Annotated in this window: 36 protein-coding genes; 13 read left to right on the top strand and 23 right to left on the bottom strand. The window is 62.2% G+C overall.

What is annotated here, in order from left to right:
• The 12 genes from Q0326_RS14485 to Q0326_RS14540 all read right to left on the bottom strand — a co-directional run.
• On the bottom strand, positions 1-391 hold a 391-nt coding region (locus Q0326_RS14485), incomplete at its 3' end, for a major capsid protein (RefSeq protein ID WP_298691719.1).
• 62 nt (positions 392-453) lie between these two features.
• A complete protein-coding gene (locus Q0326_RS14490) occupies positions 454-1167 on the bottom strand; it encodes a head decoration protein (RefSeq protein ID WP_298691721.1) in 714 nt (237 codons plus the stop codon).
• Between the two features lie 31 nt (positions 1168-1198).
• A complete protein-coding gene (locus Q0326_RS14495) occupies positions 1199-1846 on the bottom strand; it encodes a hypothetical protein (RefSeq protein WP_298691723.1) in 648 nt (215 codons plus the stop codon).
• Positions 1847-1863: 17 nt separating this feature from the next.
• On the bottom strand, positions 1864-2757 hold the full coding sequence (locus Q0326_RS14500) for a S49 family peptidase (protein ID WP_298691725.1): 894 nt from the start codon (positions 2755-2757) through the stop codon (positions 1864-1866).
• Positions 2754-4412, bottom strand: a complete 1659-nt coding sequence (locus tag Q0326_RS14505) for a phage portal protein (RefSeq protein ID WP_298691727.1) — start codon at positions 4410-4412, stop codon at positions 2754-2756. Before Q0326_RS14505 ends, Q0326_RS14500 begins: the two co-directional genes overlap by 4 nt.
• Before the next feature lie 23 nt (positions 4413-4435).
• On the bottom strand, positions 4436-4681 hold the full coding sequence (gene gpW / locus Q0326_RS14510; RefSeq protein ID WP_298691729.1) for a gpW family head-tail joining protein: 246 nt from the start codon (positions 4679-4681) through the stop codon (positions 4436-4438).
• The gene (locus tag Q0326_RS14515; RefSeq protein ID WP_298691731.1) at positions 4678-6849 is read right to left on the bottom strand and encodes a terminase gpA endonuclease subunit; all 2172 of its coding nucleotides are present in this window, start codon (positions 6847-6849) and stop codon (positions 4678-4680) included. Before Q0326_RS14515 ends, gpW begins: the two co-directional genes overlap by 4 nt.
• Entirely contained in the window at positions 6782-7387 is a 606-nt protein-coding gene (locus tag Q0326_RS14520) for a hypothetical protein (RefSeq protein ID WP_298691733.1), read from the bottom strand. The genes Q0326_RS14515 and Q0326_RS14520 overlap by 68 nt, the downstream gene beginning before the upstream one ends.
• 118 nt (positions 7388-7505) lie before the next feature.
• The gene (locus tag Q0326_RS14525) at positions 7506-7856 is read right to left on the bottom strand and encodes a hypothetical protein (protein WP_298691735.1); all 351 of its coding nucleotides are present in this window, start codon (positions 7854-7856) and stop codon (positions 7506-7508) included.
• A complete protein-coding gene (locus Q0326_RS14530; RefSeq protein WP_298691737.1) occupies positions 7853-8269 on the bottom strand; it encodes a hypothetical protein in 417 nt (138 codons plus the stop codon). Before Q0326_RS14530 ends, Q0326_RS14525 begins: the two co-directional genes overlap by 4 nt.
• Positions 8270-8271: 2 nt before the next feature.
• The gene (locus Q0326_RS14535) at positions 8272-8409 is read right to left on the bottom strand and encodes a hypothetical protein (RefSeq protein WP_298691739.1); all 138 of its coding nucleotides are present in this window, start codon (positions 8407-8409) and stop codon (positions 8272-8274) included.
• A gap of 3 nt (positions 8410-8412) precedes the next feature.
• Positions 8413-9069: a hypothetical protein gene (locus Q0326_RS14540; protein WP_298691741.1), complete on the bottom strand. Its 657-nt coding sequence runs from the start codon at positions 9067-9069 to the stop codon at positions 8413-8415.
• A gap of 259 nt (positions 9070-9328) precedes the next feature.
• Between Q0326_RS14540 and Q0326_RS14545 the strand changes: the two genes are divergently transcribed.
• Together Q0326_RS14545 and Q0326_RS14550 are read left to right on the top strand one after the other, a co-directional pair.
• Entirely contained in the window at positions 9329-9508 is a 180-nt protein-coding gene (locus Q0326_RS14545; RefSeq protein WP_298691743.1) for a hypothetical protein, read from the top strand.
• 261 nt (positions 9509-9769) lie between these two features.
• Complete coding sequence (locus Q0326_RS14550) at positions 9770-10282, top strand: DUF2939 domain-containing protein (protein WP_298691745.1); 513 nt, start codon at positions 9770-9772, stop codon at positions 10280-10282.
• 11 nt (positions 10283-10293) lie between these two features.
• Here the strand turns inward: Q0326_RS14550 and Q0326_RS14555 are convergent, their stop codons facing one another.
• Both Q0326_RS14555 and Q0326_RS14560 read right to left on the bottom strand, forming a co-directional pair.
• On the bottom strand, positions 10294-11235 hold the full coding sequence (locus Q0326_RS14555; protein ID WP_298691747.1) for a hypothetical protein: 942 nt from the start codon (positions 11233-11235) through the stop codon (positions 10294-10296).
• Between the two features lie 54 nt (positions 11236-11289).
• Positions 11290-12288 (bottom strand): hypothetical protein, encoded by a 999-nt coding sequence (locus Q0326_RS14560; RefSeq protein WP_298691749.1) that lies wholly within the window; start codon positions 12286-12288, stop codon positions 11290-11292.
• 91 nt (positions 12289-12379) lie between these two features.
• On the opposite strand from Q0326_RS14560, the gene Q0326_RS14565 reads away from it, so the two are divergent.
• Entirely contained in the window at positions 12380-12547 is a 168-nt protein-coding gene (locus tag Q0326_RS14565) for a hypothetical protein (RefSeq protein WP_298691751.1), read from the top strand.
• Between the two features lie 635 nt (positions 12548-13182).
• Here Q0326_RS14565 and Q0326_RS14570 read toward each other — a convergent pair.
• The 6 genes from Q0326_RS14570 to Q0326_RS14595 form a co-directional block, all read right to left on the bottom strand.
• Positions 13183-13419: a hypothetical protein gene (locus Q0326_RS14570; RefSeq protein ID WP_298691753.1), complete on the bottom strand. Its 237-nt coding sequence runs from the start codon at positions 13417-13419 to the stop codon at positions 13183-13185.
• Entirely contained in the window at positions 13407-13934 is a 528-nt protein-coding gene (locus Q0326_RS14575; protein ID WP_298691755.1) for a hypothetical protein, read from the bottom strand. Before Q0326_RS14575 ends, Q0326_RS14570 begins: the two co-directional genes overlap by 13 nt.
• A complete protein-coding gene (locus Q0326_RS14580) occupies positions 13927-14145 on the bottom strand; it encodes a hypothetical protein (RefSeq protein ID WP_298691757.1) in 219 nt (72 codons plus the stop codon). Before Q0326_RS14580 ends, Q0326_RS14575 begins: the two co-directional genes overlap by 8 nt.
• 166 nt (positions 14146-14311) lie before the next feature.
• On the bottom strand, positions 14312-15865 hold the full coding sequence (locus Q0326_RS14585) for a primase-helicase family protein (RefSeq protein ID WP_298691759.1): 1554 nt from the start codon (positions 15863-15865) through the stop codon (positions 14312-14314).
• The gene (locus Q0326_RS14590) at positions 15862-16224 is read right to left on the bottom strand and encodes a hypothetical protein (protein ID WP_298691761.1); all 363 of its coding nucleotides are present in this window, start codon (positions 16222-16224) and stop codon (positions 15862-15864) included. Before Q0326_RS14590 ends, Q0326_RS14585 begins: the two co-directional genes overlap by 4 nt.
• Before the next feature lie 5 nt (positions 16225-16229).
• Positions 16230-16448 carry a hypothetical protein gene (locus Q0326_RS14595; RefSeq protein ID WP_298691763.1) on the bottom strand — a complete coding sequence of 73 codons (219 nt, stop codon included), beginning with the start codon at positions 16446-16448 and terminating at the stop codon, positions 16230-16232.
• Positions 16449-16548: 100 nt separating this feature from the next.
• Here Q0326_RS14595 and Q0326_RS14600 point away from each other — a divergent pair, with 100 nt between their 5' ends.
• On the top strand, positions 16549-17016 hold the full coding sequence (locus Q0326_RS14600; protein ID WP_298691765.1) for a hypothetical protein: 468 nt from the start codon (positions 16549-16551) through the stop codon (positions 17014-17016).
• Positions 17017-17087: 71 nt separating this feature from the next.
• Here the strand turns inward: Q0326_RS14600 and Q0326_RS14605 are convergent, their stop codons facing one another.
• Positions 17088-18029 carry a hypothetical protein gene (locus Q0326_RS14605; RefSeq protein WP_298691767.1) on the bottom strand — a complete coding sequence of 314 codons (942 nt, stop codon included), beginning with the start codon at positions 18027-18029 and terminating at the stop codon, positions 17088-17090.
• 136 nt (positions 18030-18165) lie between these two features.
• Between Q0326_RS14605 and Q0326_RS14610 the strand changes: the two genes are divergently transcribed.
• From Q0326_RS14610 to Q0326_RS14645, 8 genes are read left to right on the top strand one after another with little or no spacing between them, the layout of a single operon-like run.
• Positions 18166-18633 carry a hypothetical protein gene (locus Q0326_RS14610; protein ID WP_298691769.1) on the top strand — a complete coding sequence of 156 codons (468 nt, stop codon included), beginning with the start codon at positions 18166-18168 and terminating at the stop codon, positions 18631-18633.
• On the top strand, positions 18630-18884 hold the full coding sequence (locus Q0326_RS14615; RefSeq protein WP_298691771.1) for a hypothetical protein: 255 nt from the start codon (positions 18630-18632) through the stop codon (positions 18882-18884). Before Q0326_RS14610 ends, Q0326_RS14615 begins: the two co-directional genes overlap by 4 nt.
• On the top strand, positions 18881-19414 hold the full coding sequence (locus Q0326_RS14620; RefSeq protein WP_298691773.1) for a hypothetical protein: 534 nt from the start codon (positions 18881-18883) through the stop codon (positions 19412-19414). The genes Q0326_RS14615 and Q0326_RS14620 overlap by 4 nt, the downstream gene beginning before the upstream one ends.
• Positions 19411-20103: a hypothetical protein gene (locus Q0326_RS14625; RefSeq protein WP_298691775.1), complete on the top strand. Its 693-nt coding sequence runs from the start codon at positions 19411-19413 to the stop codon at positions 20101-20103. The genes Q0326_RS14620 and Q0326_RS14625 overlap by 4 nt, the downstream gene beginning before the upstream one ends.
• Positions 20100-20378, top strand: a complete 279-nt coding sequence (locus Q0326_RS14630; RefSeq protein ID WP_298691777.1) for a hypothetical protein — start codon at positions 20100-20102, stop codon at positions 20376-20378. Before Q0326_RS14625 ends, Q0326_RS14630 begins: the two co-directional genes overlap by 4 nt.
• The gene (locus tag Q0326_RS14635) at positions 20375-20686 is read left to right on the top strand and encodes a hypothetical protein (RefSeq protein ID WP_298691778.1); all 312 of its coding nucleotides are present in this window, start codon (positions 20375-20377) and stop codon (positions 20684-20686) included. The genes Q0326_RS14630 and Q0326_RS14635 overlap by 4 nt, the downstream gene beginning before the upstream one ends.
• Complete coding sequence (locus tag Q0326_RS14640; protein WP_298691780.1) at positions 20683-20895, top strand: hypothetical protein; 213 nt, start codon at positions 20683-20685, stop codon at positions 20893-20895. Before Q0326_RS14635 ends, Q0326_RS14640 begins: the two co-directional genes overlap by 4 nt.
• Positions 20896-20898: 3 nt before the next feature.
• Positions 20899-21102: a hypothetical protein gene (locus Q0326_RS14645; protein ID WP_298691782.1), complete on the top strand. Its 204-nt coding sequence runs from the start codon at positions 20899-20901 to the stop codon at positions 21100-21102.
• 18 nt (positions 21103-21120) lie between these two features.
• Here Q0326_RS14645 and Q0326_RS14650 read toward each other — a convergent pair whose 3' ends face one another.
• Together Q0326_RS14650 and Q0326_RS14655 are read right to left on the bottom strand one after the other, a co-directional pair.
• Positions 21121-21348: a hypothetical protein gene (locus tag Q0326_RS14650; RefSeq protein ID WP_298691784.1), complete on the bottom strand. Its 228-nt coding sequence runs from the start codon at positions 21346-21348 to the stop codon at positions 21121-21123.
• Between the two features lie 38 nt (positions 21349-21386).
• Positions 21387-21578, bottom strand: a complete 192-nt coding sequence (locus Q0326_RS14655) for a hypothetical protein (protein ID WP_298691786.1) — start codon at positions 21576-21578, stop codon at positions 21387-21389.
• A 374-nt stretch (positions 21579-21952) separates the two neighbouring features.
• On the opposite strand from Q0326_RS14655, the gene Q0326_RS14660 reads away from it, so the two are divergent.
• Positions 21953-22966 (top strand): tyrosine-type recombinase/integrase, encoded by a 1014-nt coding sequence (locus tag Q0326_RS14660; RefSeq protein WP_298691788.1) that lies wholly within the window; start codon positions 21953-21955, stop codon positions 22964-22966.
• Positions 22967-23022: the final 56 nt, after the last annotated feature.

Here is a 23022-nt window from a genome sequence, read left to right on the forward strand (position 1 = left end):
GGCGGCGATTTACCATGTCGACCTGATCGGCCATCTCGAACTCGAGATTGATCATCATCCGGTCCTCACCGGTCAGCTCGCCGCCGCCGATGCGCTCGCCGATCGCGCGGCGGATGGGCTTGCGCAGGTCGGGCGCACGCTTGTCCTTGATGTAGGCGGGCTTGAACTTGTTGGTCAGCCACTTGCGCTGCTCGACCAGCTTGCCCTCGACGAGGGGGCTGACGAACGGCGACATGCGGCGCAGGCCGACGTCGACGTCGATCGCGACCTCTTCGGTGTCATACTCAATGATGTTCGGGAAGAACCGGTCGAGGAGGAAGTTCTGGCTCGTCTTGAGGTTCGGAACGACCTGGACAAGCTCGGCAGTGGTGTAGCTCAGGGAATCAGCCATCGTGGGGCTCCATTAAAAAGCCCGCACGATGGCGGGCATCATCCATAGGATGGTGGGGTGGTTCAGCTCGGATCGACGGCCGAGATCGGGGTCTTGAGGTAGATGTTCTGGACAGCGAGCGCCGTCTTCGCACCCGCCAGCGTGATGCCGGCGCCGAGGATGACCGCGTTCGCGTTGAACTCGCCCATCTGGTAGATGCCGCCCATCACAGCGCCGCCCGTGGTGTCGACATCGTCGACGAGAATGGCGAAAGGGGTTGCTGATCCGTCGACCGCCGTCGAGATCGCCATGGTGTAGGTGTCGACACCCGCCGCGACGGTGACGTCGAAGCCATCGCCGACCACGAAGACGGTCGAGCCCTCGGTGAGCACGCCCTTGATCTGATCGGCGACCGTCGCCGTCTGGCCAGCCGTAGCCGTGATTGCGAAATCTCCAAGGACGCGCCCGCGGGGATCGGTGAGTCGCACATTGGTCGCGGTCGTGAACCGCAGCGTGTAGGTGCCCGCGTCGGCATTCGCGAGGACGGGCGTCGTCGGATCGAGGACGAACGTGCCGTTACCGGTGTTTGCACCCGAAGCCTTCACTGCCGAGGTGGCGCCAGCGGTGTTGATGCGCCCAAGCACGGTGCCGCGCCTATAGTAGGCGCCGCCGGTGATGAGCTTGGTGTCGGTAACGATCTTCATATCGCCGCCGATCAGCTGGTCCGGCATGAACGCATCCTGCGTCGCACCTGGCTGAAAGGGATTGTTGGTGTAGGGGGTTGCAGTAAGAACCATGGGACTTGCTCCTAAGAAAGGGGTCAGCGGATCAGCTGATGCCGGCCTTTTTCTTCGCGGCGGCAACGCGGTCGGCGAAGGACGGCTTGCCCTGACGACCGCCGTCGGCGCCCGGGCGGGGGTCGTTGCGGTTGGCCATGCGATCATCGAGGCTGCGACCTCGAGAAGGCGGCGCGGCGCCAGCGGCTGCCATCAGGCGATCGGATTCAGCGCTGCTGTTACGAGTCGTGAAGGCCAGCGTGGCCGCCAGATCGGGACGGCCTACCTTGGCCGCAGCTAGGAATATCCGCTCTCCCCGCGCGCTTTCCCGCGAACGCCCCAGGGCGAGACCAGCGCGGAACGCCTTCTTGCCTTTGTCGTCTAGATCCTTTTCGGCATCGACGTCGTTATCGTCATCCGCGTCGTCTTCCGGATCCTGAGCGTCGTCGACCTTATCGAGCGCTGGTTTCGGGTCGGTCGTGCCGTCATCATTGGGAGGCGTGTCTTCCTCGGCCCGACGGGCGTCCTCGTCATTGCGACGCTGATCCTCTTCCGCGCGGCGAGCGTCTTCCTCCTCGCGATTCTTGTCTTCTTCGGCCCGGCGCGAGGCGCGGGCGCCCTCATCGTCGTTCTTGTCGTCTTCGGCGCGCGCGCCGCGGAAGCCGGCCATGAGGCCGGCGAACGGGTTGGTTTTGGACATTTCGGTTCTCCGGTTGGTCAGGCGACTTCGGCGAGGAGCGCGGCAAATGCCTGCTCGGGCGCCATCACGGCGTCGGCGAGGCCGGCCGTGACGCCAGCGGCGCCCATGAAGGTACCGGCCTTAAAGCCGCGAACCTGATCGGTGGTAAGACCGCGCGCTTTCGCGACGGCATCATAGAAGATCTCGCCCATGTCATCGATCTCGCCTTGGAAACGAGCGAGGGCGTCTGGGCTGAGGGGAATTTCAGAATGGCCGTCAGCTTTGAAGTCTGCGCCGGCAGAGGTTATGAAGGTGACCTTTAGGCCGGCATTCGACAGTGCCTCGGACATATCGACATGCATGCAGACGATGCCGATCGATCCGGTCCCGCCCGTACGTGGGACGATCACCTTGTCCGCGGCAGACGCCAGCCAATACCCTGCCGAGTAGGCGCTCTCGCTTAGGATCGCCCAGAACGGTTTGTTGCCGCGCATTGACATAATGGTATCGTAGAGGTCGGCGCATCCCGATACCTCGCCGCCGCCGGTGTCGAAAAGGCCGCCGATCGCCTTCACTTCTGGATCGTCGTGCGCGGTGAGGAATGCTTGGCGGATACCGTCATAGCCGGTCATGCCCGAATATGGGCGCAGGCTGCCAAGCTTGTGCACAAGCGTTCCGGTGACGGGCATCACCGCGACCCCATTCAGCACGTCATAGCCAGGGTCCGCCGCCGCCCGCGTGCCGCGCGGCGCGCCGAAATCGTCGTCATCGTCGAACCAAGCGCCGGGCTTCATCGGACGCCCATCGGCGCGCACGATGCTCGTAATGCCGAGGCGCTCGGAAAGTGCCGCCATGGCGATCTCGGCCTTGCGCGGATGGATCGCGAGCGGCGTATTGAAAAGCCTCGTGGCGAGATGGGCAAACTGCGTCATACCGCCTCCGGGTCCGTGATCGTCTGGGTCGCAGGCGTCGGCGATGCCATCGCCTCGCCGCCCGGCATGATCCCCGCCCAGGAGGGAAGGGGCACGCCAGCATTCTGAAAGCGCTTGATCGTCTGCGCGCGCATCTCGATCATGTCATCGCCGTCGATTCCCTGCTCGGCGCAGAGATCGTCGTAATCCATCAGGCCGGCGTCCATGCCGAGGATCGCGCCCTTCACCTCGTTGACCGGATCGATCCAGCCGCGGCCCGGGCCCACCATCTTTGCGCGCGAATAGGCTTCGCGGAACTCGACGAAGTCAGGCGCACCGGCCGGCAGCGGTAGCTCTTCCAGCTCATGCGCCTCTTCGACCAGGCAACTGATGATCGGTGCACAGAAACCGGTCGCGAAGTCATCGCGGCGCCGGGTCATCGTCTTCCAGAACTCGAGCATGGCGCCGCGCGCGCTCGAATAATTCACGTCGGACCAGTCGTTGGACACCTGCTGCGCCGATAGGCCGGCTGCCTGGGCGACGTTGCGGAGCACCGCCTTCTCGAACGCCGCGAAGTTGGCCGACGGGCGCTTCGCATCGAGCTGCTTCAGCTGCTCGCCCGCGAATAGACCCGGCAGCTGGCCGCCGACGCCGGCGATCCGGATCGGCGCCTCGTTGTGATAGTCGACCCGGTTCGTCTGGTAGGCGCTGAGGCCATCGCCTGCGTCGAGTGCATCCGCGGCGGTTGCCGGATCGAACGGGCTCTCGATCCATGCGCCGAAGATCGCATTGAGGAGCGCGGCGTCGAGCTCGGCAACATCGTAGCGGATCAGCATCTTGAGCCGCTGCACGACGGGGGTCAGGATGCCGGCGCCGCCGCGGTGCTGGCCCGCGCGATCGCTGTCGAAGTCGTGGACAATGATCGGGCGGCCGAACTCGGTCTCGCGCGGGATCGGGTCCCAGTGCAGACTGTCGCCCGCCGACCACCAGTCCCCCTGATGCGCGCGCCGGATCGAATAGCCGACCGTCACGTCGTCATCGTCGACGATACAGCCGCCGCGCATATTCTTCTGGTCGAACTGATAGGTCGGATTGCCGAGGCGATCCGGGTCGATCAGCTGTACCGCCGTTGCGTAGCGGGCCCGGCCATAGCCGCAGCGTTCAGGTCGCCACTGCATCATCGCCAGGCAGTCGCCGTCGATCAGCTTGTGCCGGAAGGCGACGCGGAACATCTGCGGCACCGTCAGCCGGCGCTGGACGTCGCTCCAGTTGCCCAGGCTGTTCGCCCAGGTGCGGTAGCTCGCGTCGAGTGCCTTCGAATATTCATAGGCCCACTGCGCATCGAAGCCCTTGATGCCGGTGAAGTGCGCCAGCGCCTTGAAGTCCGGCTTGAAGATGGGCCGGAAATTAGCCCCGACTGCGTTGTCCAGCACGCGCGTGATCGCGCCCGATGCCCAGCCGTCGTTGCGGACCATGTCGCGCATACGCGCGACGATGGTGTCCCGGTAGGGATTAAGCTCGCCGTCGGCCGACCACAGATACGGCCACCACTCAGCGGTGTGGGGGCCGCGGAAGTCCGCCGCATCGTAGGGCACGCTTGAGCCGCCGACGAGCGCGCGCGCCGGCAGCGACTTGCGCACCATCGGCTTGCCGGAGGCGTCCAGGATCTGTGGCACGCCGACTGCCGGCGGGGCAGTCGTCATAGGTAGACAAACCGTCGCGCGCGCCGGGGCTGCGCAATGCCGAGCGCGACCTGAAGCTGGCGGATCAGGGCCGAGCATTCGGCCACCGACGCCATCTTGCGGGTCACCGACTTCGCGCCGTCGCCCTGGGTATAGGACAGCGTCGTCGCGCGGGCGCCGGTCTGCAATTCGATCAGCGCCGTCTGCGCTGCGACAAGCGCGGTCTGCAGCTGGAGCCGCGACATGCCATCGAACAGACTCATGATGGCTTCCTCCGTCTTGCGAGCAGCGCGCCCATCGACTGTTTTTTGGCGGTCTCGGTCGGCTTGCCGACGGTGATGACGTTCACTGGCGGCTCGGTTGCCGTGATGACCGGGGCCGGCCGCTGACCGGCATCGGTCAGATCGCCGATAGGGGAGGCGATGGCCCCGACCTCGTCGGCACGGCGATTGAGCTTCAGTCCGAAGTGCGTGAGCCCCGCGAGCGCCGCATAGGCGTAGACACGGCAGTCGAGCGCCTCGTTGCGCAGATTGGACGGGCAGACCCAGATCAGCCGACGTGTCCGCTTATCCGGGATCAGCTTCTCGGCCGTGAGCTGCGCGAAGTAATTGACGTCCCGATCTGCGGGGAAGTGCATGTAGCCCGGGCCCGGCATCTCCGCGAGAAGCCGTTGCCGGATGACATCCTTTGCCGTGTTCACGCCGATCGTGAACGGCTGGTAGCTGCGGCGTGTCCGGGCCAGAGGCATCTTCGCCGGCCAGACGGGCTTCCGCTGCCCCGCCGCCTCCGGATCGCCGCGGATACCCCAGATGCGCCGACCTATCCGAGCCTTGGCGAACTGGTAGACGGCCTCGGTGCGGCTGCCGCCCGTGTCGATGCATGCGGCCATGACATCGAACGTGCGACCATCCGCGCGGCGCCAGACCAATTTCAGGTAGGCATCCAGGTCGGACCACACCTTCGGATCGTTCGGATCGCCCGGAAACACCTCATAGGCGAGGCTCCAGCTTTCCTCGTCGCGCCCCCATCCCACCACCTCGACCTCGAGGCGGTCATTCTGGGTGTCGATGCCGGCGGTGATGACGGCGACGCCGTCAGGCACCTCGGCCGGATAGACCTCGCGGCGCGAGGCCAGCGCCTCAGCGTTCAAGTCGACGCCGCTTGCGCGACGATGCGGCTTGCCGAGCTGCGTGTTGTCGAACTTCACACGCTGCTCGGGATCGTCCTTCCACTTGAGCCACTTCGCCGCGATCTTCGGCGGGCTGTCGCGCTCCCATGGGCTAAACTCCTTGCCCGCGGTGAAGCTCGCATGCTCGTTATCGACCGGCCAGGTGCCGCATTTGCTGCACCGGGCCCGGTAAACCTCGTGGCGGGGGCCTGCCCACCAGTCCCAGGCGGCGTCGACCGGGTCGCCTGCGCCCTCGGCTGCGGCGCGCCAAGTGTCGCTGTAGACGGTGAGCGGCTCCTGATAGGTGTCGCAGCACCGAAAAGGCTTTGTCTGATGCCACCGGGCCGTTTGCAACGCCCGGCGCCGTTCCGCCTCAGTCCATGCAGCCCCGCACGCCTCGCAGTGCACCGCCGCCGTCTTGGGGCGATGGGCAACCACACGCCCTTCGCCATCGATCTCCTTGTCCCATTCGATATGCTTGAAGAACTCAAGAAACTGGCGATGCGAGCAGTGCGGGCATTCGACCGAAGCCTGGCGCTGGTCGCCGTCCAGATAACTGGTCTCGATCGCGCTCTCGCCGGAGATCGTCGGGGAGCATGCCCGGATCGACTGGGCCCCGATGAAGGTGCCCATGCGCTCCTCGGCGAGGCCAACCGCGTCACCCTCGCGGGTGGGGACATACTTGTCGATCTCGTCGCAGAAGACTCGCTTGATCGGGCGGCGCGCCACGTTGTCGGGACTGCCGGCGCCCTCGATCGCGAGGAATCCGCCAGGGAACGACTTGTACCGGATCGTCTCGTCGGCATTGCGGGTCTTGCGGGTACCGACGAGCTCGCGCAGCACCGGGGTGGCCCGGATCAGCGGGGTGATACGCTCCTTCGAGAACTGCTCGGCTGCATCCTCCTTCGGCTGCAGCATCAGCATCGGGGACGGGTCGAGGTGAGCGAAAAAGCCGAAGGCGTTCTCGATCAGCGCCGTCTTCATCAGCTGGGTACAGACCATCACCGTGATGATCGCCGTGCCCGGCTCGGTGACCGCCAACATGGGGCCACGCGCGATCTCGACGTCGCCGGTTCGCCATTTGCCGGTGGTGGATCCGGCGCCCGCCGCCTTCTTGCGGAAGCGGTCCGCCCACTGCGGCACGTTGATGCGGGGCGGAGGGGTCAGCCCACGCCGCCAGGCGCGTTCTAGTCTCTCAACCTTCGTCAGCGTCTTCGAAGTCGGCTTCGGGTTCGCCGAGGTCGCTGAGCTGCTGGTGGACATGCTCGTTCAGCGCCTCCAGCACCGGCTCGACAGCGATGCCGAGCTTCGCGGCGATCAGCGGCGCCACCCGGTTCGGCCAGTTCTGCCAGGCGTCGCGGAAGGCGCGCGCCTGTTCGAACAGCACCGCCTCGGCCACCTCGAGGTCGACAACGTCACCCGCCTCCCTCCGCGCGGCGAGCAGGTTCTTGGCGGCAAGCCCGTTTTCCTTGACCCTCTCGGCCATCGCTACGTCGAAGTAGCGGCCGGCGAGAACCTCGGCGATGAAATCGGTGTCGTTCAGAGTGGCAGGATCTAGCGGCGCACCGGCCGGTGTCCGCGCCGGTGCGGACATTTGCGCGGTGTCCGCACCTTTGTCCGCAGCCGCCGCGGCCCGCCGATTTGTGCGGCGCCAGCCCGATCCGGCGAGCGCCGGGTCGAGCTTTCCATCCGCCGAAACTACCAGCTTTCCTTCGCTTATTGCCCGCCGGACCAGCTTGTCGCTGCATCCATCGAGACGCGCGAACTCGCGGATGCTGACCGGTTTCGCGGGTGCGGACATTTGGGGTGCGGACCCCTTTCAGAGTTCATAGCTAGGAATGAACCGGGGCGCGCAATACCCTCGGCTCAGAAGGGGGCAGGAAGGACCCAAAACACGTTTCGATCCTTCCGGCGCAACATCATTGCGCCTGGGGGATCGGATCGGTCAGTTCGAGGGGCGCGGCGGCCGAACCGGCGGCTGGGTTGGCATCGGTGCCGATGTCGGCCTTGATCGCATCGACCTGCGTGCCGAGCGCGGCGAGATCGGAGGCGCTGGCAGCGCCGGTCTCGGGATGGCTCAGCGCATCGAAGGATGTCTTGATGTCGCCGACCGCAGCGGTGATGTCGAACAGCTGAGCCTCGATGATAGCGAGGCGCTGCTTGATGGTGGACATGTCCGGATCCTTCCTGATGACGACGGAGATGGTGGTCCGCGTCGCAATGATCGCGAGCGCGAAGACAATGAGGGCGACGATGCCGAGGGCGATCATGCGCGAGTGGAGCGCGACCGCTGATCTCTGACAAGCATCTCGCGCAGTTCCCGAAGAACCGACATGTCTATCTCGACGCGCGCATCTAGCGTCCCTGCTTGCGCGTCCAAGAGGCGAAGAAGGTGGTCTGTCATCTCGGAGGTCAGAACGATACTTTCGCCGGCATCGACCACGCCGCGCTTTCCACCAACCTTCGGATCAGGCGGATGCTTGGCAAAATGATCTCTGGCCTCGTCAACGCTAGCGTCAGTGACGGGTGTGAACTGCGACACAAGCCATTCGGCAGCTTCCTGCACCGTTCCAAACGCCCAAGTTCTTCCGCGTTCGCCGGTGAAGCGGCTCTCGTCATAGAAGACGAAGCCCTTCTCGCCGGCGCGGAAAGTCAGGCCTTCGCGTGCGATCTTGTCGTCCATGATCAGCTCTTCGCAGTCGGCACGGGCTTGCCCGGACCGCCCAAAATGAGCGACTGGCTGCGAGCGTCTTTCATAGCCGCGTCAACAGCCTGCTTGGCCTGCTTAGCCATCTTGTCGCCCGGTTTAGTCTGGTCGTTCATGATCTACCTCGCTGTAGCCAGCGCCTGGCGCATGGCCTTGTCGAATGCCGCCGCCGCGTTCTTGGTCAGATACCGCTGCGCCGCGCCGAAAAAGTCGAAGTGCTTGGTGACCGCGGAGGTGTCCTCGAACTTCAGCAGCAGCTTCAGATGACCGGCGGGTTTTGCGATCCGCGTGCCCTTGATGCGCTTGCCGACCACCTTGCCTGCGACAGGCCGCTGCCAAACCCCGTTGATGACCCCGGCCTTCGTCTTCACCGGGCCCACGAAGACGCCCGGCTTACCCTTCAGCCGTTGCAGCGTGCCCTTGGTCAGGTTGCCGTACTGGTTCACCCGGACGTCGACCGGAAGGATCATGCCCCGCTTGTTGCCGTAGTCACGCATGCCGCCGACGACGTAGGGCGTGAGGTAGGCGGCCTGGATGTCCTTCGCGAACACGGTGGCGACCAGGTTGCTCTTGGTCGCCGGCTTGATCGCGATCGCGTTGCGCGTGAACGGCGTCGCGTCATCGAACGTCTTCCCGATCAGGTCCTGCTCAATGCCTTGGACGCCCTTGGCCAGCGTCGTGAGCGCGAGGGCGCTGGCGAACGGTACCTGCTTGGCGCCGAGCGCGATCATCGCGCGGTGGACCGGCTTCAGGTTGCCGCGGATGTCTATTCGCAACGTGCGCGACCACGAACGATGGCGCGTGCCGCATCGCAAATCCGTTCAACTTCAGCGATACGCCGCTCAGCAGCATGGACCGAACGGGCAGGCTCCGCGAAGTCGAACGCGACGGCGTGCATGTCGGAAGCGAGACGCTCAAGCTGTTGCGCCTGTGCCCGCATTGCATTCTCCGTTCGTCGCTCAGAACACTCTTACCAGCCGTTAACTACGACCGTTTTGCTGCAAGTGCGTTGGCCCGAAAACGCAGGGGGAAAGCATGATCATCAATGCAATCGAAGCGCGTATCGAGTGGGCTGCGCGTGTGGCACGCCAGTCAGAAGAGATGACGATCATCGCGGCCGCGGTGAAGGACGTCGACATGAAAAGCGAACTGCTCGTGTTCGCTGATCGGTTGAAGGAGCAGGTGGCCCGGATCCGTGCTCTACCTGCGTGCTGATCGGTAACGGCCAGAAATGACGAAGCCCACCGGTGAGGGTGGGCTCAGATCCTGTCGCACCGCAGACGCAAATCAAGATGTGAGCTCTATGGCTCATGCGCTGCCCCGGCGTCAAGGGGGACATACGCAACGGGATCCTGGAGGATAGATTAAACGGACCGGTGGCATTCGCGTGCCGCTCACTCCGCGACCAAAGTTCGCTTATTTGAATGTCGTTAACCGGTGCTCGGTAGACGATAAGTAGGACACAGGATGCGGTGAATGAAGAGAGCTGTTTCGGTCGCGGCAATCGTAGCGGCAATCGCCTTCGCTATGGCGGGTATCTGGCTTTGGAAGTCTCCTGAATGGCAAATCCGCCAGTTTAGCCGCGACTTCAATCGAGGTGATCGCGCCGCCCTCAATGCTCGCGTAGATTATCCGGCTGTGCAAGCCGACATTGAGCGCCAAGTTATAGCGTATGGCGGCGATCTTGAAAGACACGGCTACATCACATCCGAAAAGTTGGTGGATACGGTTTCGAAAGCGCATTCCTTCTCGGCCGGAATGGTCAATGACGGGATGTTCAACGGCATAATAGCGCAGCCCAACAGCGGGCAAGATAGGCCACTCCCACCCTTGATCCGAACGAGTCTGACGTCAGGTAATGTCGTGGTCGATGGCACTACTACACTGGATTTCAAGCTCGAAGGCCTGACATGGAAGGTAGTGGGCATGGACATCACCCACGGTCTTTACAGCAACGGCCCTGCAGGCGCGCTAGAGCCGCGGAGGTAGCAATTTCGCGGCTAGGCAGCCAACTCCGACTCCATCAACCCTATCAGCCGGCCACCGGCAGCTTCGTCAAGCGCATGCTTGGCAGCAAACGGCGTCGGAAACGTCAGGTCGCTGTGCTCCTCACCGAGCTCGACGAACACCTTCGCCACCATCGTTCGACCGCCCCATACCCGGTAGAGACCGTTCGGCGCTGACACGCCGCGGTGGATGGTAGCGGTGCCGTCTGCCTCGGGCTGGATCCAGATCTCTTCGATCGCACTGCGCGAGCCGAGCAACTGATGCTGGACCGTCAGGATGCGCAGGCCGTCCCGAAACTCTTGAGCGATAATCTCGCGATGCCTTGGCGATCGCGGAGCCAAGCGCTCGACGGTGCGCGCCTCCTTCACGACCTTGCCCTTGACCTTCAGCGGCTTCCCGTCGCGAATGACCGGCACGTCGACGTCGATCCAGTCTCGCTTGCGGCTGCCATATCGGGCCATAGCGATCTCGCTGAACGACAGGTCTTCGAGCACGACGGCGCGCATGACGGCGAGCAATGCTCCAAGCGGCCGCTCGCACAGCGCGACCTTACGCCGCGCTTCCGCGATCGACGGCGTGAATTCGACCGGGATGTAGTCCCCGCTCGACTTCCCGCCCCCACCGACGCCGACGTTCAGACACGACTTCGTCGCCGATCGCTCCGACCGGTCGAAAGCGGAGCGATAGAAATCCAAGGCATCGAGCTGGTCGCGGCTGATCTTCATCTGCTTGGCCATCGAGCGATACAGCGGCTGTCGGCGATAGGCCCGACCGACGACCTGGCCCATCTCGGTCAGTACCGCCTGGAGATCGAACCGAACCCGGGCCGCCTGTTCAGGCGTAGGCTGCTCGATACCGACCTCCGTTTTGACCTTCGACACCTTCGTGCTCGCGACATTGCTCTTGCGGCTCTTCCCGCTCGTCGACTTACCCACGTTTCCACCTCTGTTCGAAAGATTGCGCTACCGAATTCATGCTCTGAGGAATGCTCACCACTCCGACCCGAGCGAGATTTCCTCGATCATCTCGACGCCAAACTCGTCTCCGATCGCATCGCCGAGTGTCATACCGCCATCGTCGCCCAGTTCTTCGTCCAGGCTGCGTACCTTGCTCCACCGGTCCATCCCGAACTTGCGTTCGAACTGCCGCGCGAAGTGCTGCACGTAATTGGGGATCTCTGCCCGCCTGATCTTGCGCTCGAGCACCGCCAGGCAGACGTCCGACGCGATGTCGGCGCGAGCGTCCTCGCTGATCCAGCTAGGGATCAGCGCCCACGCCTCCGCGTACATCGGGTCGCGGCCGCCGATTACATCGCTCGGCATGTAGACCCGGCGACGCACGATAGGCGGTGCGGTCCGGCCCTTGCCGATGCGACGCAGCTCGCGGTCTCGCACTGTCAGGTGAGAATTCTTGAAGTTCCGGACCCGCCAGACGCTCACGCCCCGGCGCTCGGCGATCTCTTCGATGGGCTTGCCGACGATCAGGGCCTTCCGGAACGAGCGGCGCTCGTTCGTGGTGAGGCGGATGCTCGGCAGGCCGGCCAGCTTACGCGCCTTCACGAAGTACTCGCCGACGGTCCATGGTGAGATGCCAAGAGCGGCCGCGATTTGCTCGCGGTGTTCGCCAGCCTTGCGCCGCTGGATCGCCTCGGCCTCTCGCTCTAGCGACACCTCGGTTGCGGCTGTGAAGCGCACCCGTGGTTGCTCACCGTGCCAAGTGGCGCGGGCGTTGCGATAGACCGTGCCTTCGATCCGAGCGTTCTTTCGGACCTTGGGGGCAGGCACGCCGCCGCATTCGCGCATCTCGATGATGCGCCGTGCGACGCCGCCCTGGTTGAGCCCCAAGGCCCTTGCGATTGCGTTGCCGCTCTGGCCGGCCTGATGGCGGCGCCAGATCTCGGCGAGTGTCTCGTCAGGCAGCCTTCCGCCACCGGTGCGTGTGTAGGGCGCCCGCTTGCGCGATCCCTGATCGGTCGTCTTCGCGATCATGTCCGCGCCACCATCGCTAAGCGATTGGCAACGGGCCCGTTCAAGCAGGCGACGCGTTCACCTGAGCACACCCCCAAAAACAGGAGGCCGTATGGCCGACGATAAGAAAGCTCACGACCAAGCGGCGGACGAGCTTGAAGCGGCGCACGCGCACGCCGACCCAGCGAAAGGCGACAAGTCAGCCCAAGGCGGCGACCGCGCGAACGTGACGCCTGTCGATCAAGGCTGTGGCGTAGCTGAGGCGGACAAGAAGCTTTGACGCCGACGTTGGGAGATCGACAGTGAAGATCATCGTCCTGATCGCCGCGGCTGCCTTGGGCACATCGGGAGGTGCACTGGCACAATCGTCGCCAATGGCTGCACCTAGCACCCCTAACGGCGCGCTTAACTCGGGCGACGTCGTGGTGCCCCACCATGCCATGAACCATCGTCACTGTCGGACCGTCACGCACAACCATCATCGGATCCGCCGCTGCATGTGAGGTGGAAACGGCACCCGTCATGATACCCGCAATCTGTGATGCGTGTGTCTGAACAAATGTGAAGGCGCCACCATAATATTCATCATATATTGGCGACGCTTCATCGTGACGGATCGAGCATTAAGTACTTGGGCGTTCCTGGTTTCCGCCCATTCCGGGAACGCCCATTTGGCTGCGCCGCGGTCAGATCGCGTGCTGCCTATTTGTGCACCATCAACAAATGTAAAGAGCGAAGCTTTGGAAACAGCATAGACCCGGCTTGTTCGTATGCCCCTCAGCAACGACGGGCTGGGCGCTTCCGTTACGCTCCCATCATAGCGGGAGCGCCCAGTTTCCATCGGCTCAGCAGCGGGCGCTGGCGACACCGCCGCGCATCCGGATATGGCGAGCAGGGCGAAGAGGGCGAGGCGGGTCATGCGTATTCCGCCGAAACCGCGAACTCGCCGCACCAGTCGTCGACATCGGTAGCCGGGAACATCGTGCATCCGAACGCCAGATCGAACTCCGACGAATAATCGCGGGCAGCCTCGGCGATCATACCGCTGATGATGGTAGGCGCGGCCTTCTTGCAATATCCGCGCTCGTCGTCGTCGCTGATTTGCTTCCAGAAGCGACATTTTCCACAGCACGAGGCGGTCATGCCAGCCACCGCTCGCGACCATCGGTCACGCCGGACCAGCAGCCATCAAGCCACTCGCAGATCGGGCTACCTACGCCTCCGCCCTCGATAAGGGCGAACACGCGCTGCATGGCCTGAAAGCCGCCGACCGCCATGACCGCTTCGCCTAGGCACCACACGGCATACTCAAGCCCAGCGGCTGGATTGCGGCTGGCCACGGCCAGTGGGCCCAGTTTCGTACGTCGAATGGTGTCGTATGGGCCAGTATCCGTGCGAGCCGCGCTCTTGATAGGCGTCAGGAAGTTCTTCTGAACGACCTTGAAGCCCTTGCCCTCGAAATCGACCCGGAACGTGCCGTCGCCGAGGTCATCGACGATGTTGCCCTTGCCGAGCTTCGCATGGCTGACGCTTGCTCCGAAGGCGTGCGCGGCAAGGCGATCAGCTTGATCCGCCTGGAAGCGGACCGATGCGACCTGCTCGTAGATCGCCTCGATGCGTTTCCCGATCAGGCGGAGGCGATCGTCGCTGACGGTCGCATCACTCATGGTCGATGCTCCGGGAAGCCTGCGCATCCGCCACCAGATCGCGAAGCTGCATGCCAATGAACTCGAGCGCGCCAGGCGAGCCATTAGGCGCTGTGAAGCCGATCCGGTCGAGCATATCGGAACAGCGCCACAGGGCTGCAGCTATGGCGAACTGACCGTCGCCTTTCTTCGCGCGCTCGAGGAAGTGATTGAGTGGATCGAGGATCGTCATTTCAAAACTCCAAAATCGGTGATGTCGGTGATATCGGTGATTTCCTATTGGGACGGTAATTTACCAAGCATCTGATCTTCGAATGAATTTGACAAAAGGCACGTACGCGAGGGAGAAAAAAAAGGGGGGGGGTAGCGGATCACCGACATCACCGACATCACCGACATCACCGACTGCCCCACTCGTCTCGGCTTTGCTCTTTCAGCCGCGCCTTCTCCGCCAAGAATTGGCGGGAAAGATGATCCGACAGCCGGCTGGCAGCCTCCGCTTGCTCTCGAATGCTCAAATTGCGTTGAGCGTAAATGACCCGTCGTCGCGCCCCACCAACTGGCCAGAAACCGTCTGCCGTCGCAGCGCTTTTGATCTTGACGTAACCGCAATCTTCGAACCGATGCGGTATTTGGCGACTATTTTTCCGGTCCGTGAGCCATATCCGAAACCCACTGTCGGCCTTGCCTACGACTTCATCGACGGTGACGGCTGTAGGATGTCCGAGAGCCTCAAGTGCCGATGACATTTCGGCGCCTTCGGGCGCCTGGTTTGCCTCGACGATCGCCCAAAACGCCTCCGTCTTTGGCGGCGGCGCCTTCGGGTTGAACGCCGAGATGTCGAGCTGTTGCAGGTACGCTGCGACGTTCTCCAGGCCGCCGTTCTCGTACCATGTCCAAAGCTCGGCCCAATACTCGTCGCTAAAGTCTTCCTTGCAAAGGTCGGTCCAAGCGACGTAGTGACGCCGATCGTCGGCCGGCAGGTAGATGCCAGTCGTCTTGTGGTTGGTCGTGATGATCACGCCAGTTACGTTGAAGATCGCGTGCTCGCGGATATACTTTTCGTTGACGCGAAGGACGTCTGGCGGTGCCGCGGTGAACGTCTTCATATGATCGTAGAACGCGAAGCGATCGACCTCGCCCAGATCGCGAGCTTCAGACACGCGCATGATCACCGATTTCAGGAAGCCATGGTAGTTGCCCATAATCGTGCTGGGCGCGACCTCGCTGACGTTCCAAGGGCCGACGGCATATTTGACAGGCTCGAGCATAGAGTCCTTGCCGACGCCCTGGTTGCCACCGAGCACGATCGCGTGATTGATCTTCTCGCCCGGCCGCTGAACGCGGTGAGCGAGCCAATTGATGATGTGATCGGCGTTATCGGGATAGACGCGTATGATGTGCTCTTTCCACAGGGCAACGTCATTCGGATTGCCCGGCTTCACGACGGGCGGACGATATTGGTTGAAGCATGAGCATCCTGGACGCTCGATCCATCCACCTTCGGAGATGAGCCGGTTCTCGACGATCATCGGATGCGCTGGTGACCACGTCATCTGCTCGACCGGCTGATTCTGGTCGAGCCAGGTCGTCGCCTTCATCTTCTTGGCCCTGCCCTCGTCATCTAAGACGGGCGAGCCATCCGACTGTCGCATGGGCACCATTGGCAGGCGCGCGTTGACGCTCGTCGCAGGCCACATCTCTCGCGATGGAGCGAAGATATAATTGTGCGCCGGCATGTAGGCGTAGAAGTCGTCGAACGTGACGCCCTCGTCGGACATCTTGGGCGGTTTGCGTGGCTTGCGGCCGCGTTTTTTCGGCGGAGCGCTGTCGATGTCACCGCCCTGAGGCTCGCCACCATCAAAGCTTGAAATGGTGCTGAAAGCCTCTTCCATATAGGCCGGTGGCGCTTCCTCGCCCCCAAACGCGCCGCGCACGACATTCCCGCTCATGCGGCGATCCAACGCACACTGACTTTGGCGGCGATGGTGAAAAGGTCCGACATCGACTCTCCGAGCGCCTGGAGATCATGCGTCTCCATCGGTGTGGCCCACTGGGACAAGCCAATCTGCTCGATGGTCGCGAGGATTTGATCGGACGCCCAGTTCCCCGCAGTTCGCCGCGCACGCGTGGCCTGGTCGCGAATGAACATCATACGGCACCGCATATGCCGATCGATCGCTCCGTCATCGGGACATGCTGCGTCCACCATCGGGAGATAGCATTTCCACAGAGGCTCAGGAGCCGGCGACTCCACTGAGCAGGCGTCGAGCGAGCGCTCGGCGATATCGTTTGGCACGCCCCTGGTCATGGCGGTCAGGCTTTAGTTGTTAAGGAAAGCTCGGATCGCTTTTGGCTGATATGAGCCAACACACGCTCAGCGCTTTTCAACCGTAGCGAGCGACGCCCGGTTCTAAGTTGGAACACCAGAGCACCGTCACCCATCGCGTCGAGGCCGAACCGAGATGGCTTGATCTCATGCTCTTCGATGAACGCCTCAATTTCGGCTAGTAGCGTTGCATCCGTCAGTATCATCCCGACACACCTTCGACTGATAAATTTCCAATGAAGAGGTGACAGGGCGTTGGAAATTTATCAAGTGGTAACCAGCCTGACGGCATGAGATATTTCCAACATGAGTGATCCGAAGATGAAAAAGCTAGCCGGCGAGAGGAGAGCGCGAGCGATCTATGAGCGCCTATCCGGTCTGCCCAGGGAAGACGGATTAACTTACAACGAATGGGCTCTCAGGGCGGGCGTAAACACATCATTTTTCACTAATTTGAAAAATGGTAGCGAGCCCAGCGTGGGGAACCTACGCGCCATATTAGAGGCAGTAGGCACTACCCTGCCAGAGTTCTTTGTGCAGGAAGCTGTAGGTCGGGTGATGCTGTCTCCCGATCCACAAGCTTTAGAACGGGCCTTCCAAGAGGCGCTACCTGGTTTGCCCAAACGTCTGGACAGGCGCGCTCAATATCTTGCCGAAGTCGTTCAAGCTGTCCTTGGGCTTCCAAAAGATCATCACGCCAAATCCGACGCAAGTTACCTTCATAGCCAGGGCGAGAGCGATACAGCGAAGCTAGTTCTTGCTTCCACCAAATGAACTGTATCCGCGCAACCGCGCAGCATCTAATGCATTTGGCGCACGTAGCTTGGCATGGCCGAAAAGCGATTTCAGTCATCTTCTTGGATCCTGCGTTCAAGCATTTCTGCTATTTCAGGCCTAGTTTCCTTAAGGTATTCGACCCTCTCGAGGACACGCATCTTATTACGAAGCACCCGGTCAATTTTCCAAACTCGTGCAACAATAGCGCCTACTCCAATATACGTCGCTGATCGTAAGTCGTCAGGTATGTCACCAAAGCCCTGAACGCCGTCAGCTGACCACGTAAGGTGCCAATTTGTGTTTTCTGACCAGATCATCCATGAGGTTACCCCACCATCAAAACCGTCCAGTTCAGTTATAAGGTCTGTATACATTCTAATCGGATATTGAGTTTCAGGGGAAACTACGCGGGCAAACTCTAAAATCTCTTCGATTGTCGCATAGTCATCATTGGCGAACTTTTCTGCTATTTCACGCTCTGATTCGGCGGTCTTGCTGATTTTCACCAGCCTGGGTCTGCCGCGATATGTACGCGTTTCGTAGTCACCTACGTCGATAATTTCGCCATGGCGAAACTTGTTGAGATAGTCATAAAGATATAATGCACTTCTAATCGACTGATGACGAAGCGGGCTTCCTTCACAAATGCCTATTCCTGTTTGAACAAGGCCGGCAAACTTTGCCAAGCCAGCTACATTGACACCGTTGTGCTGCAACTCGTTAAGTATCGCGGCCAATGTCACTTGTAGGCGATCAAATCTTTTATGGTAGCCTTTGCCGCTTGGCCCAGGAGATGGCCGCAGCATGGCTTGTTTTATCCAAAAGCTTGCGACGCCGTCGGTAACCCCGGATAGCCGGCAGAGATCACTTCGCGAGAAAAGCTTATCGGGCTGCGGGATGCCTATCGTCATAACCGGTTGATAAAGGACCACAGGACCTCTGTAAAGGTCTCCTAGACTTTTACCATCGAGCCGGTATTGGAAATTTATCATATTTTGCATTGACGCCATGATAAATATCCAACACATTCCCTCATCAGCCGCCCACGGCCGATGAGCAGGACCAACCCACCGCGTAAATCGGCGCCTCTGCGGAGGGCCTACATCGCAAGGATCGGCCCCTGCTCCCCTCAAGGGAGTAAGGCACATGGCAACACGACAAGCACCGCGGGTTCCGGCGAGCACCCGTAGCTTCGCAGCGCTCGCACTCGCGTATTACGACCAGCGAGCCGCCGGAGAATTGTTCGACGACACACTACGAGTGAGTTTCGGCCACGAAAGCAAAGAGAGCTGGGCCGCTTGTCGCGCGGGATCGGTCTCGCTCCAGCACAATGCCGCGCTGATCATGTCGCTACCGCCAGAGCACAAGGCGGACATGTTGATCACGCTGGGAATGGCGCACGCTTACATCGATGGCATAGCCGGCACTCAGGACGGCGAGGATCGCATGCTCGCGCTCGCGATCCAGAGTGCCCTTGGCAACGCTTTCAAGCTTCTCATCGCCGAGGGTGCTACGCTCGGGATGCCGGCGTCGATCAGCCCGCTGATTGAAGAGTTCTGCCGCGATACCGGCGCGCCCGAGCGCGGTCCGTCTCCGCAGGCAGAAGCGGCATGACCGCGGCGTCCTGCGCCGGCTGCATCCACTGGGATCGCTACGAGAACGCTCTCAGCACCGAGGTCGGCGACTGCCGGCTGAACCCTCCCACAGTGAACGAAACGCTGCTCGCGAGGTTCGCGACGCCGCCCTCTTATCGCGGGCCGGATCCACAGAGCCTGGAGATCGAGGTCGATCTCTACGCAGCCAGCATCTTCCCCGTGACTCATGAAAATAGCCGGTGCGGCCGGCACGAAGGAGCAATCGCATGACCGGATTGATCTCGACCGGCTGGGCCGGCGCAATGGTGCCGCTCGACGCGATCACGCGCGTCAGCAACGACTGGAAGAACGACCACCGCGTCAAGATGCGGACCGTCGAGCTCAACGACGGACGCAAGTTCGACCTGACCGACACGCAGGCCGACGCCCTTCAGGGGCGTGCGGTCCAGATCATCCCCGCGCTGCCGGGTGTGAGCCTGCTCAGCGTCGATCTCGAACCGACGTTGGAGGGCAGCTGCATCTTGGCGGAGCCGGTCATCGCCTGGGCGCTATGCGTCGACGGCGACATCCGTCCGGTCACTCCGGCCGGCGTGCTCAGCGGTCGCTCTATATGGGACGATCACTATGTCGAGATGGTAGGAGGCATCCAGTCCGTCGGCGATCTGACCGAGCCGCCCGGCTTTTCTGATCGCGTCGAGATGCTGCAGCACTTCTTCACGATGGAGTATGCCAAGAAGCATGGAGCCGACGGCTTCGTCTCTGAGCTGGACGCGGATGTCGCGCCACAGGTGCAGGCATGAGCGTGCTAGGCAAGATCGAAGCGGCGTTCACGTCATGGGCCGACCTGCGCGCGGCCTTCGAGAAGGCGCGATCTGCTGAGCAAGCCTTTGACAGCGGGATTTACGCGGATGCGATCATTCGCGCCGAAAGTCAGGGCGAGCATGCGGTCTTCGACGATCGGCTGACGAACATCTCGGACATGCTGACGGACGTTCGGGTCGACGCTGAGGATGCGATGGCCCTCACGCCCGCGCCTGACGTAGCCGCCGCCCTGTACAAGATTGAATATGCCAGGACGCGCTGGAAGGATGCGGACGGCATGCCGGAGGACTGGTGGGCGGCCGTGCTGTCCGATCTGCGGCGTTTCGCAGGGGCGGAGGCGGCGGTGTCGTTAGTTGCAGCGGTATCATCACCCAAATCTGGGGAACTAACCCCTGCCGATTGGAGCCACGCCGAAGGCTTATACCGCTCGCTCGCGGATGTCGAGGTCGAAGGCATGCCGGAAACCATCCGGGCCGCGGTCGACCATGCCCTCTGCCTGACCATGAACCATCTGGTCGAGGCCGCGCCGGCGCCGGACGTGGACGCGCTGATACTCAAGATGGAGATCGCCCGCGATTGCTCGGACGCAGGGATGCCAAGCCAGTGGTGGGACGTATTGGAAGCGGACGTAGTGCGGCTGGTTGGTGCTAAAGAGGTGGCAGCATGACCGGCCTGCGCCTCGCCCCGATCATCCGCGACTTCCTAGCGATCGGCAGCAACATTCATATCACGCCAGAGGGCCGGCTCGACTGCAGCCAGGGCATGCCGCGGGAGTGGGCTACGAACGGGCCCGGCGCGGCACGCATCGACCTCGTTACGCGGAGCTACCTCACGGCCTCCGATCGTCCTGGCGAGGGGCCTCGCATCGAGCGCATGGTGCGCCGGCTCGGCCGGCGAATGCCGAGTGGATTCATCGTGCTGGAACGGGCGATCGCGGCATGAGTGGCACGACGATCAACCTAGACTGGGACGTGCGGATCGCTGAGGTCAATGCGTATCCAGTCGCGCGAGCCTGTATGACGCATAACCTTGGCGAAGATGGCATCGCGAAGGTCTCGGGCCATCTCATTTGCTATCCGGTCAAGGCCAGAATCGTCCAGTCTCTTGCCTGCGCGGCGTTCGAGGATGTCACGAGCGACGTAGACCGTCCATTCGTCAGTCCCGATAAGCAGGCGGAAACTTCCCTCATTTTTCCAGCTGATAACCATCGGTTGCTGATGCCTTCGGTTAATATCGGAGTCGAGTCATGAGTGGTGAGGCTGGCACCCGCACCCGCCACTTCCGCGGAGGCTTCACGCTGCGTCGCCTCGAGACCAGCGCCGAGCGCCATCCGACCAGGGACGTCGCCGAGGCCGAGGCGATCCGCATGCTCGCCGATCGCCCGGGTGCGGGGATCATCATCTGCCAAGAGGTGGCGTGTGTGAAGTCATACCTCTGCACCGCCCAGGCGGGCGAATAGGCCGTGGCCGAAATCATCAACTTTCCGGACCGTCCGCGCTATAGACCGGATGAGGCAGTCGTCGCCGCAATTGCCACCTTGAAGCAGCAGGCGGGAGGCAAACTTGATGGCAACGTAATCGTCGAGGCTGATGCTGTGTCGCTTGTCCTGCTCTACGTCGACGACACGGTTGCTCGACTGAATCTACCACCGTCAGGTGCGGCATGAACGCGGGATCCGCTGGTTTTAGCTGGGATGTCCTTCATCTTGGTCAGCGTAGAGCCCTTCGGTGCGCGCAATTTCCTCAATTGCGTCCGGACCGTAGACCTCTTGTGTCGGCGTCTCGATCCGCGCCAAGTCGAAACGATCCTCGCCCCATGTCACAGCAAGCGCGATCATTTCTCGCAGGCTTCCTTCAGCCGCTTGTTGTGTATCGTCATAAAGCTTGGCGAGCTCGTCGATATTGTAAGCCATCGATCATTCCCCTGTTGATGGTGTGCCGACCAGTTTGGTCAGGATGGCTTCAATGCCGTTTCGCTCAGATTTTCGGTCGTGGTCTCGACCTTGGCGCCAAGCGGCGGTTTGGCCGGCTTCTCATGCGGCTCGGGGATTGCGCTGCCGGGCTGAGTGCCCTGCTCGAGGTCACGCGCCGCGTGGTTTGGCAGAATACCATCCTCGCCGGGTCGAACCTTACCGCCTGTCATGTCGATCTCCTTGGTCTGGGACGGTGCAACGAGCCGGCACGGGAGTCGGCCGCATGAACACGCCAACGCCAACGAGCAGCGGATCCAAAGGAGAGGGCAAATGCCGGTAAGCGCGCCAGATTGGCCCAGAATGATGCGGAAGGCGATGGCCGCGGCCTACTGCGACCTATCGCCCGCATCATTCGAGCGCGAGATATTCGACGGACGGCTGCCCGTTGGCGTCCTGTTCGGCGGCCAGATGCACTGGAGCCGGCTTGCGCTCGACGAGGCGCAAGATCGCATTACGGGCCACGGCGTAGCCGATTGGCGGAGCAGATCGGGATTGTATGGCGACGCGGCTTAAAGCGCGTGGACTTCCCCCGCACGTGAAGTGCGTGACGACGAAGGGCAAGCGCTACTATTATTTCGACACCGGTCGGCAGAAGCCGAACGGCAAAAAGCTTCTGAAGCGCTTGCCCGACATCAAGGACAAAGCCGGATTCGGTGGGAGCTATGCGGGCTTCCTGGCTCATCGCTCCCGGCTGTCTGTCGAGCCGATCTCGGTGATGACCGTCGCCATGATGATTGATCGGTATCAAAAAAGCCCCGACTTCAATCGCCTCGCTGCCAACACGCGCGACCAGTACAACATCTACCTCGCGGCGATCGAGCGCGCGATTGGCGTGGCCCCGGTTGGCGACGTGACGCGCTCGACCGTTCACGATCTGCTCGACACCATGGCCGATCGGCCAGGCGCCGCGAACGCGACGCTGCGGACGACGCGGGCGCTCTGGACTTGGGGCAAGAAGCGCGAGCTGGTCAGCATCAACCCCGCGTCCGAAATCGATCTGCACGCGGCTAAAGATTACGAGCCATGGCCCGAGCATCTCGTCGCCGAGGCTTTCGAGGACGAGGATCGGCGCGTCCGGGTCGCGGTCGGCCTGCTCTATTTCACCGCGCAGCGGATAGGCGACGTCTGCCGCCTACGCTGGTTCGACATCCGCGGCGGTGTGTTGTTCGTTACGCAGCAGAAGACCAAGAAGCAGCTTGAGATCCCGATCCACCCGCGGCTTGAGTTGATCCTGGGCGGCCGACCGAATGAGGACCGACCATTGCTGCCGCGCGCGGATGGAGGTCACTATGATCCCGAGACGGTGCGAGGCGTGCTGCAGACCTTCGCCGCCAGGCACGGGCATAAGGTTGTGCCGCACGGCCTCCGGAAGAACGCCGTCAATTCGCTCCTTGAAGCGGGATGCAGCGCTGCTGAGACAGCGGCCGTTTCCGGCCAATCGTTAACCTTAGTGGAGCATTACGCCAAGCGTCGCGCCACCGGGAAATTGGCGGCTTCGGCCATGGGGAAGCTCAAGGGACCGGAACGCGAACAGGAAAACTCTGGAAAACTATCCTAATTCGCGGCGGAAACGCAGGGGTTAGTCATAACGCCGCGTTAAGCCTTGCCGTGGCA

The organism is uncultured Sphingomonas sp., from assembly GCF_937859915.1.
Taxonomy (GTDB): domain Bacteria; phylum Pseudomonadota; class Alphaproteobacteria; order Sphingomonadales; family Sphingomonadaceae; genus Solisphingomonas.

Bases quoted from the DNA above. Each gene is read 5' to 3' on its own strand.
- Q0326_RS14490 (WP_298691721.1), bottom strand. From the start codon at position 1,167: ATGGTTCTTACTGCAACCCCCTACACCAACAATCCCTTTCAGCCAGGT.
- Q0326_RS14495 (WP_298691723.1), bottom strand. From the start codon at position 1,846: ATGTCCAAAACCAACCCGTTCGCCGGCCTCATGGCCGGCTTCCGCGGC.
- Q0326_RS14500 (WP_298691725.1), bottom strand. From the start codon at position 2,757: ATGACGCAGTTTGCCCATCTCGCCACGAGGCTTTTCAATACGCCGCTC.
- gpW (WP_298691729.1), bottom strand. From the start codon at position 4,681: ATGAGTCTGTTCGATGGCATGTCGCGGCTCCAGCTGCAGACCGCGCTT.
- Q0326_RS14515 (WP_298691731.1), bottom strand. From the start codon at position 6,849: ATGTCCACCAGCAGCTCAGCGACCTCGGCGAACCCGAAGCCGACTTCG.
- Q0326_RS14520 (WP_298691733.1), bottom strand. From the start codon at position 7,387: ATGTCCGCACCCGCGAAACCGGTCAGCATCCGCGAGTTCGCGCGTCTC.
- Q0326_RS14525 (WP_298691735.1), bottom strand. From the start codon at position 7,856: ATGATCGCCCTCGGCATCGTCGCCCTCATTGTCTTCGCGCTCGCGATC.
- Q0326_RS14530 (WP_298691737.1), bottom strand. From the start codon at position 8,269: ATGGACGACAAGATCGCACGCGAAGGCCTGACTTTCCGCGCCGGCGAG.
- Q0326_RS14535 (WP_298691739.1), bottom strand. From the start codon at position 8,409: ATGAACGACCAGACTAAACCGGGCGACAAGATGGCTAAGCAGGCCAAG.
- Q0326_RS14545 (WP_298691743.1), top strand. From the start codon at position 9,329: ATGATCATCAATGCAATCGAAGCGCGTATCGAGTGGGCTGCGCGTGTG.
- Q0326_RS14550 (WP_298691745.1), top strand. From the start codon at position 9,770: ATGAAGAGAGCTGTTTCGGTCGCGGCAATCGTAGCGGCAATCGCCTTC.
- Q0326_RS14560 (WP_298691749.1), bottom strand. From the start codon at position 12,288: ATGATCGCGAAGACGACCGATCAGGGATCGCGCAAGCGGGCGCCCTAC.
- Q0326_RS14565 (WP_298691751.1), top strand. From the start codon at position 12,380: ATGGCCGACGATAAGAAAGCTCACGACCAAGCGGCGGACGAGCTTGAA.
- Q0326_RS14575 (WP_298691755.1), bottom strand. From the start codon at position 13,934: ATGAGTGATGCGACCGTCAGCGACGATCGCCTCCGCCTGATCGGGAAA.
- Q0326_RS14580 (WP_298691757.1), bottom strand. From the start codon at position 14,145: ATGACGATCCTCGATCCACTCAATCACTTCCTCGAGCGCGCGAAGAAA.
- Q0326_RS14585 (WP_298691759.1), bottom strand. From the start codon at position 15,865: ATGAGCGGGAATGTCGTGCGCGGCGCGTTTGGGGGCGAGGAAGCGCCA.
- Q0326_RS14590 (WP_298691761.1), bottom strand. From the start codon at position 16,224: ATGACCAGGGGCGTGCCAAACGATATCGCCGAGCGCTCGCTCGACGCC.
- Q0326_RS14595 (WP_298691763.1), bottom strand. From the start codon at position 16,448: ATGATACTGACGGATGCAACGCTACTAGCCGAAATTGAGGCGTTCATC.
- Q0326_RS14600 (WP_298691765.1), top strand. From the start codon at position 16,549: ATGAGTGATCCGAAGATGAAAAAGCTAGCCGGCGAGAGGAGAGCGCGA.
- Q0326_RS14605 (WP_298691767.1), bottom strand. From the start codon at position 18,029: ATGGCGTCAATGCAAAATATGATAAATTTCCAATACCGGCTCGATGGT.
- Q0326_RS14610 (WP_298691769.1), top strand. From the start codon at position 18,166: ATGGCAACACGACAAGCACCGCGGGTTCCGGCGAGCACCCGTAGCTTC.
- Q0326_RS14615 (WP_298691771.1), top strand. From the start codon at position 18,630: ATGACCGCGGCGTCCTGCGCCGGCTGCATCCACTGGGATCGCTACGAG.
- Q0326_RS14620 (WP_298691773.1), top strand. From the start codon at position 18,881: ATGACCGGATTGATCTCGACCGGCTGGGCCGGCGCAATGGTGCCGCTC.
- Q0326_RS14625 (WP_298691775.1), top strand. From the start codon at position 19,411: ATGAGCGTGCTAGGCAAGATCGAAGCGGCGTTCACGTCATGGGCCGAC.
- Q0326_RS14630 (WP_298691777.1), top strand. From the start codon at position 20,100: ATGACCGGCCTGCGCCTCGCCCCGATCATCCGCGACTTCCTAGCGATC.
- Q0326_RS14635 (WP_298691778.1), top strand. From the start codon at position 20,375: ATGAGTGGCACGACGATCAACCTAGACTGGGACGTGCGGATCGCTGAG.
- Q0326_RS14640 (WP_298691780.1), top strand. From the start codon at position 20,683: ATGAGTGGTGAGGCTGGCACCCGCACCCGCCACTTCCGCGGAGGCTTC.
- Q0326_RS14650 (WP_298691784.1), bottom strand. From the start codon at position 21,348: ATGGCTTACAATATCGACGAGCTCGCCAAGCTTTATGACGATACACAA.
- Q0326_RS14655 (WP_298691786.1), bottom strand. From the start codon at position 21,578: ATGACAGGCGGTAAGGTTCGACCCGGCGAGGATGGTATTCTGCCAAAC.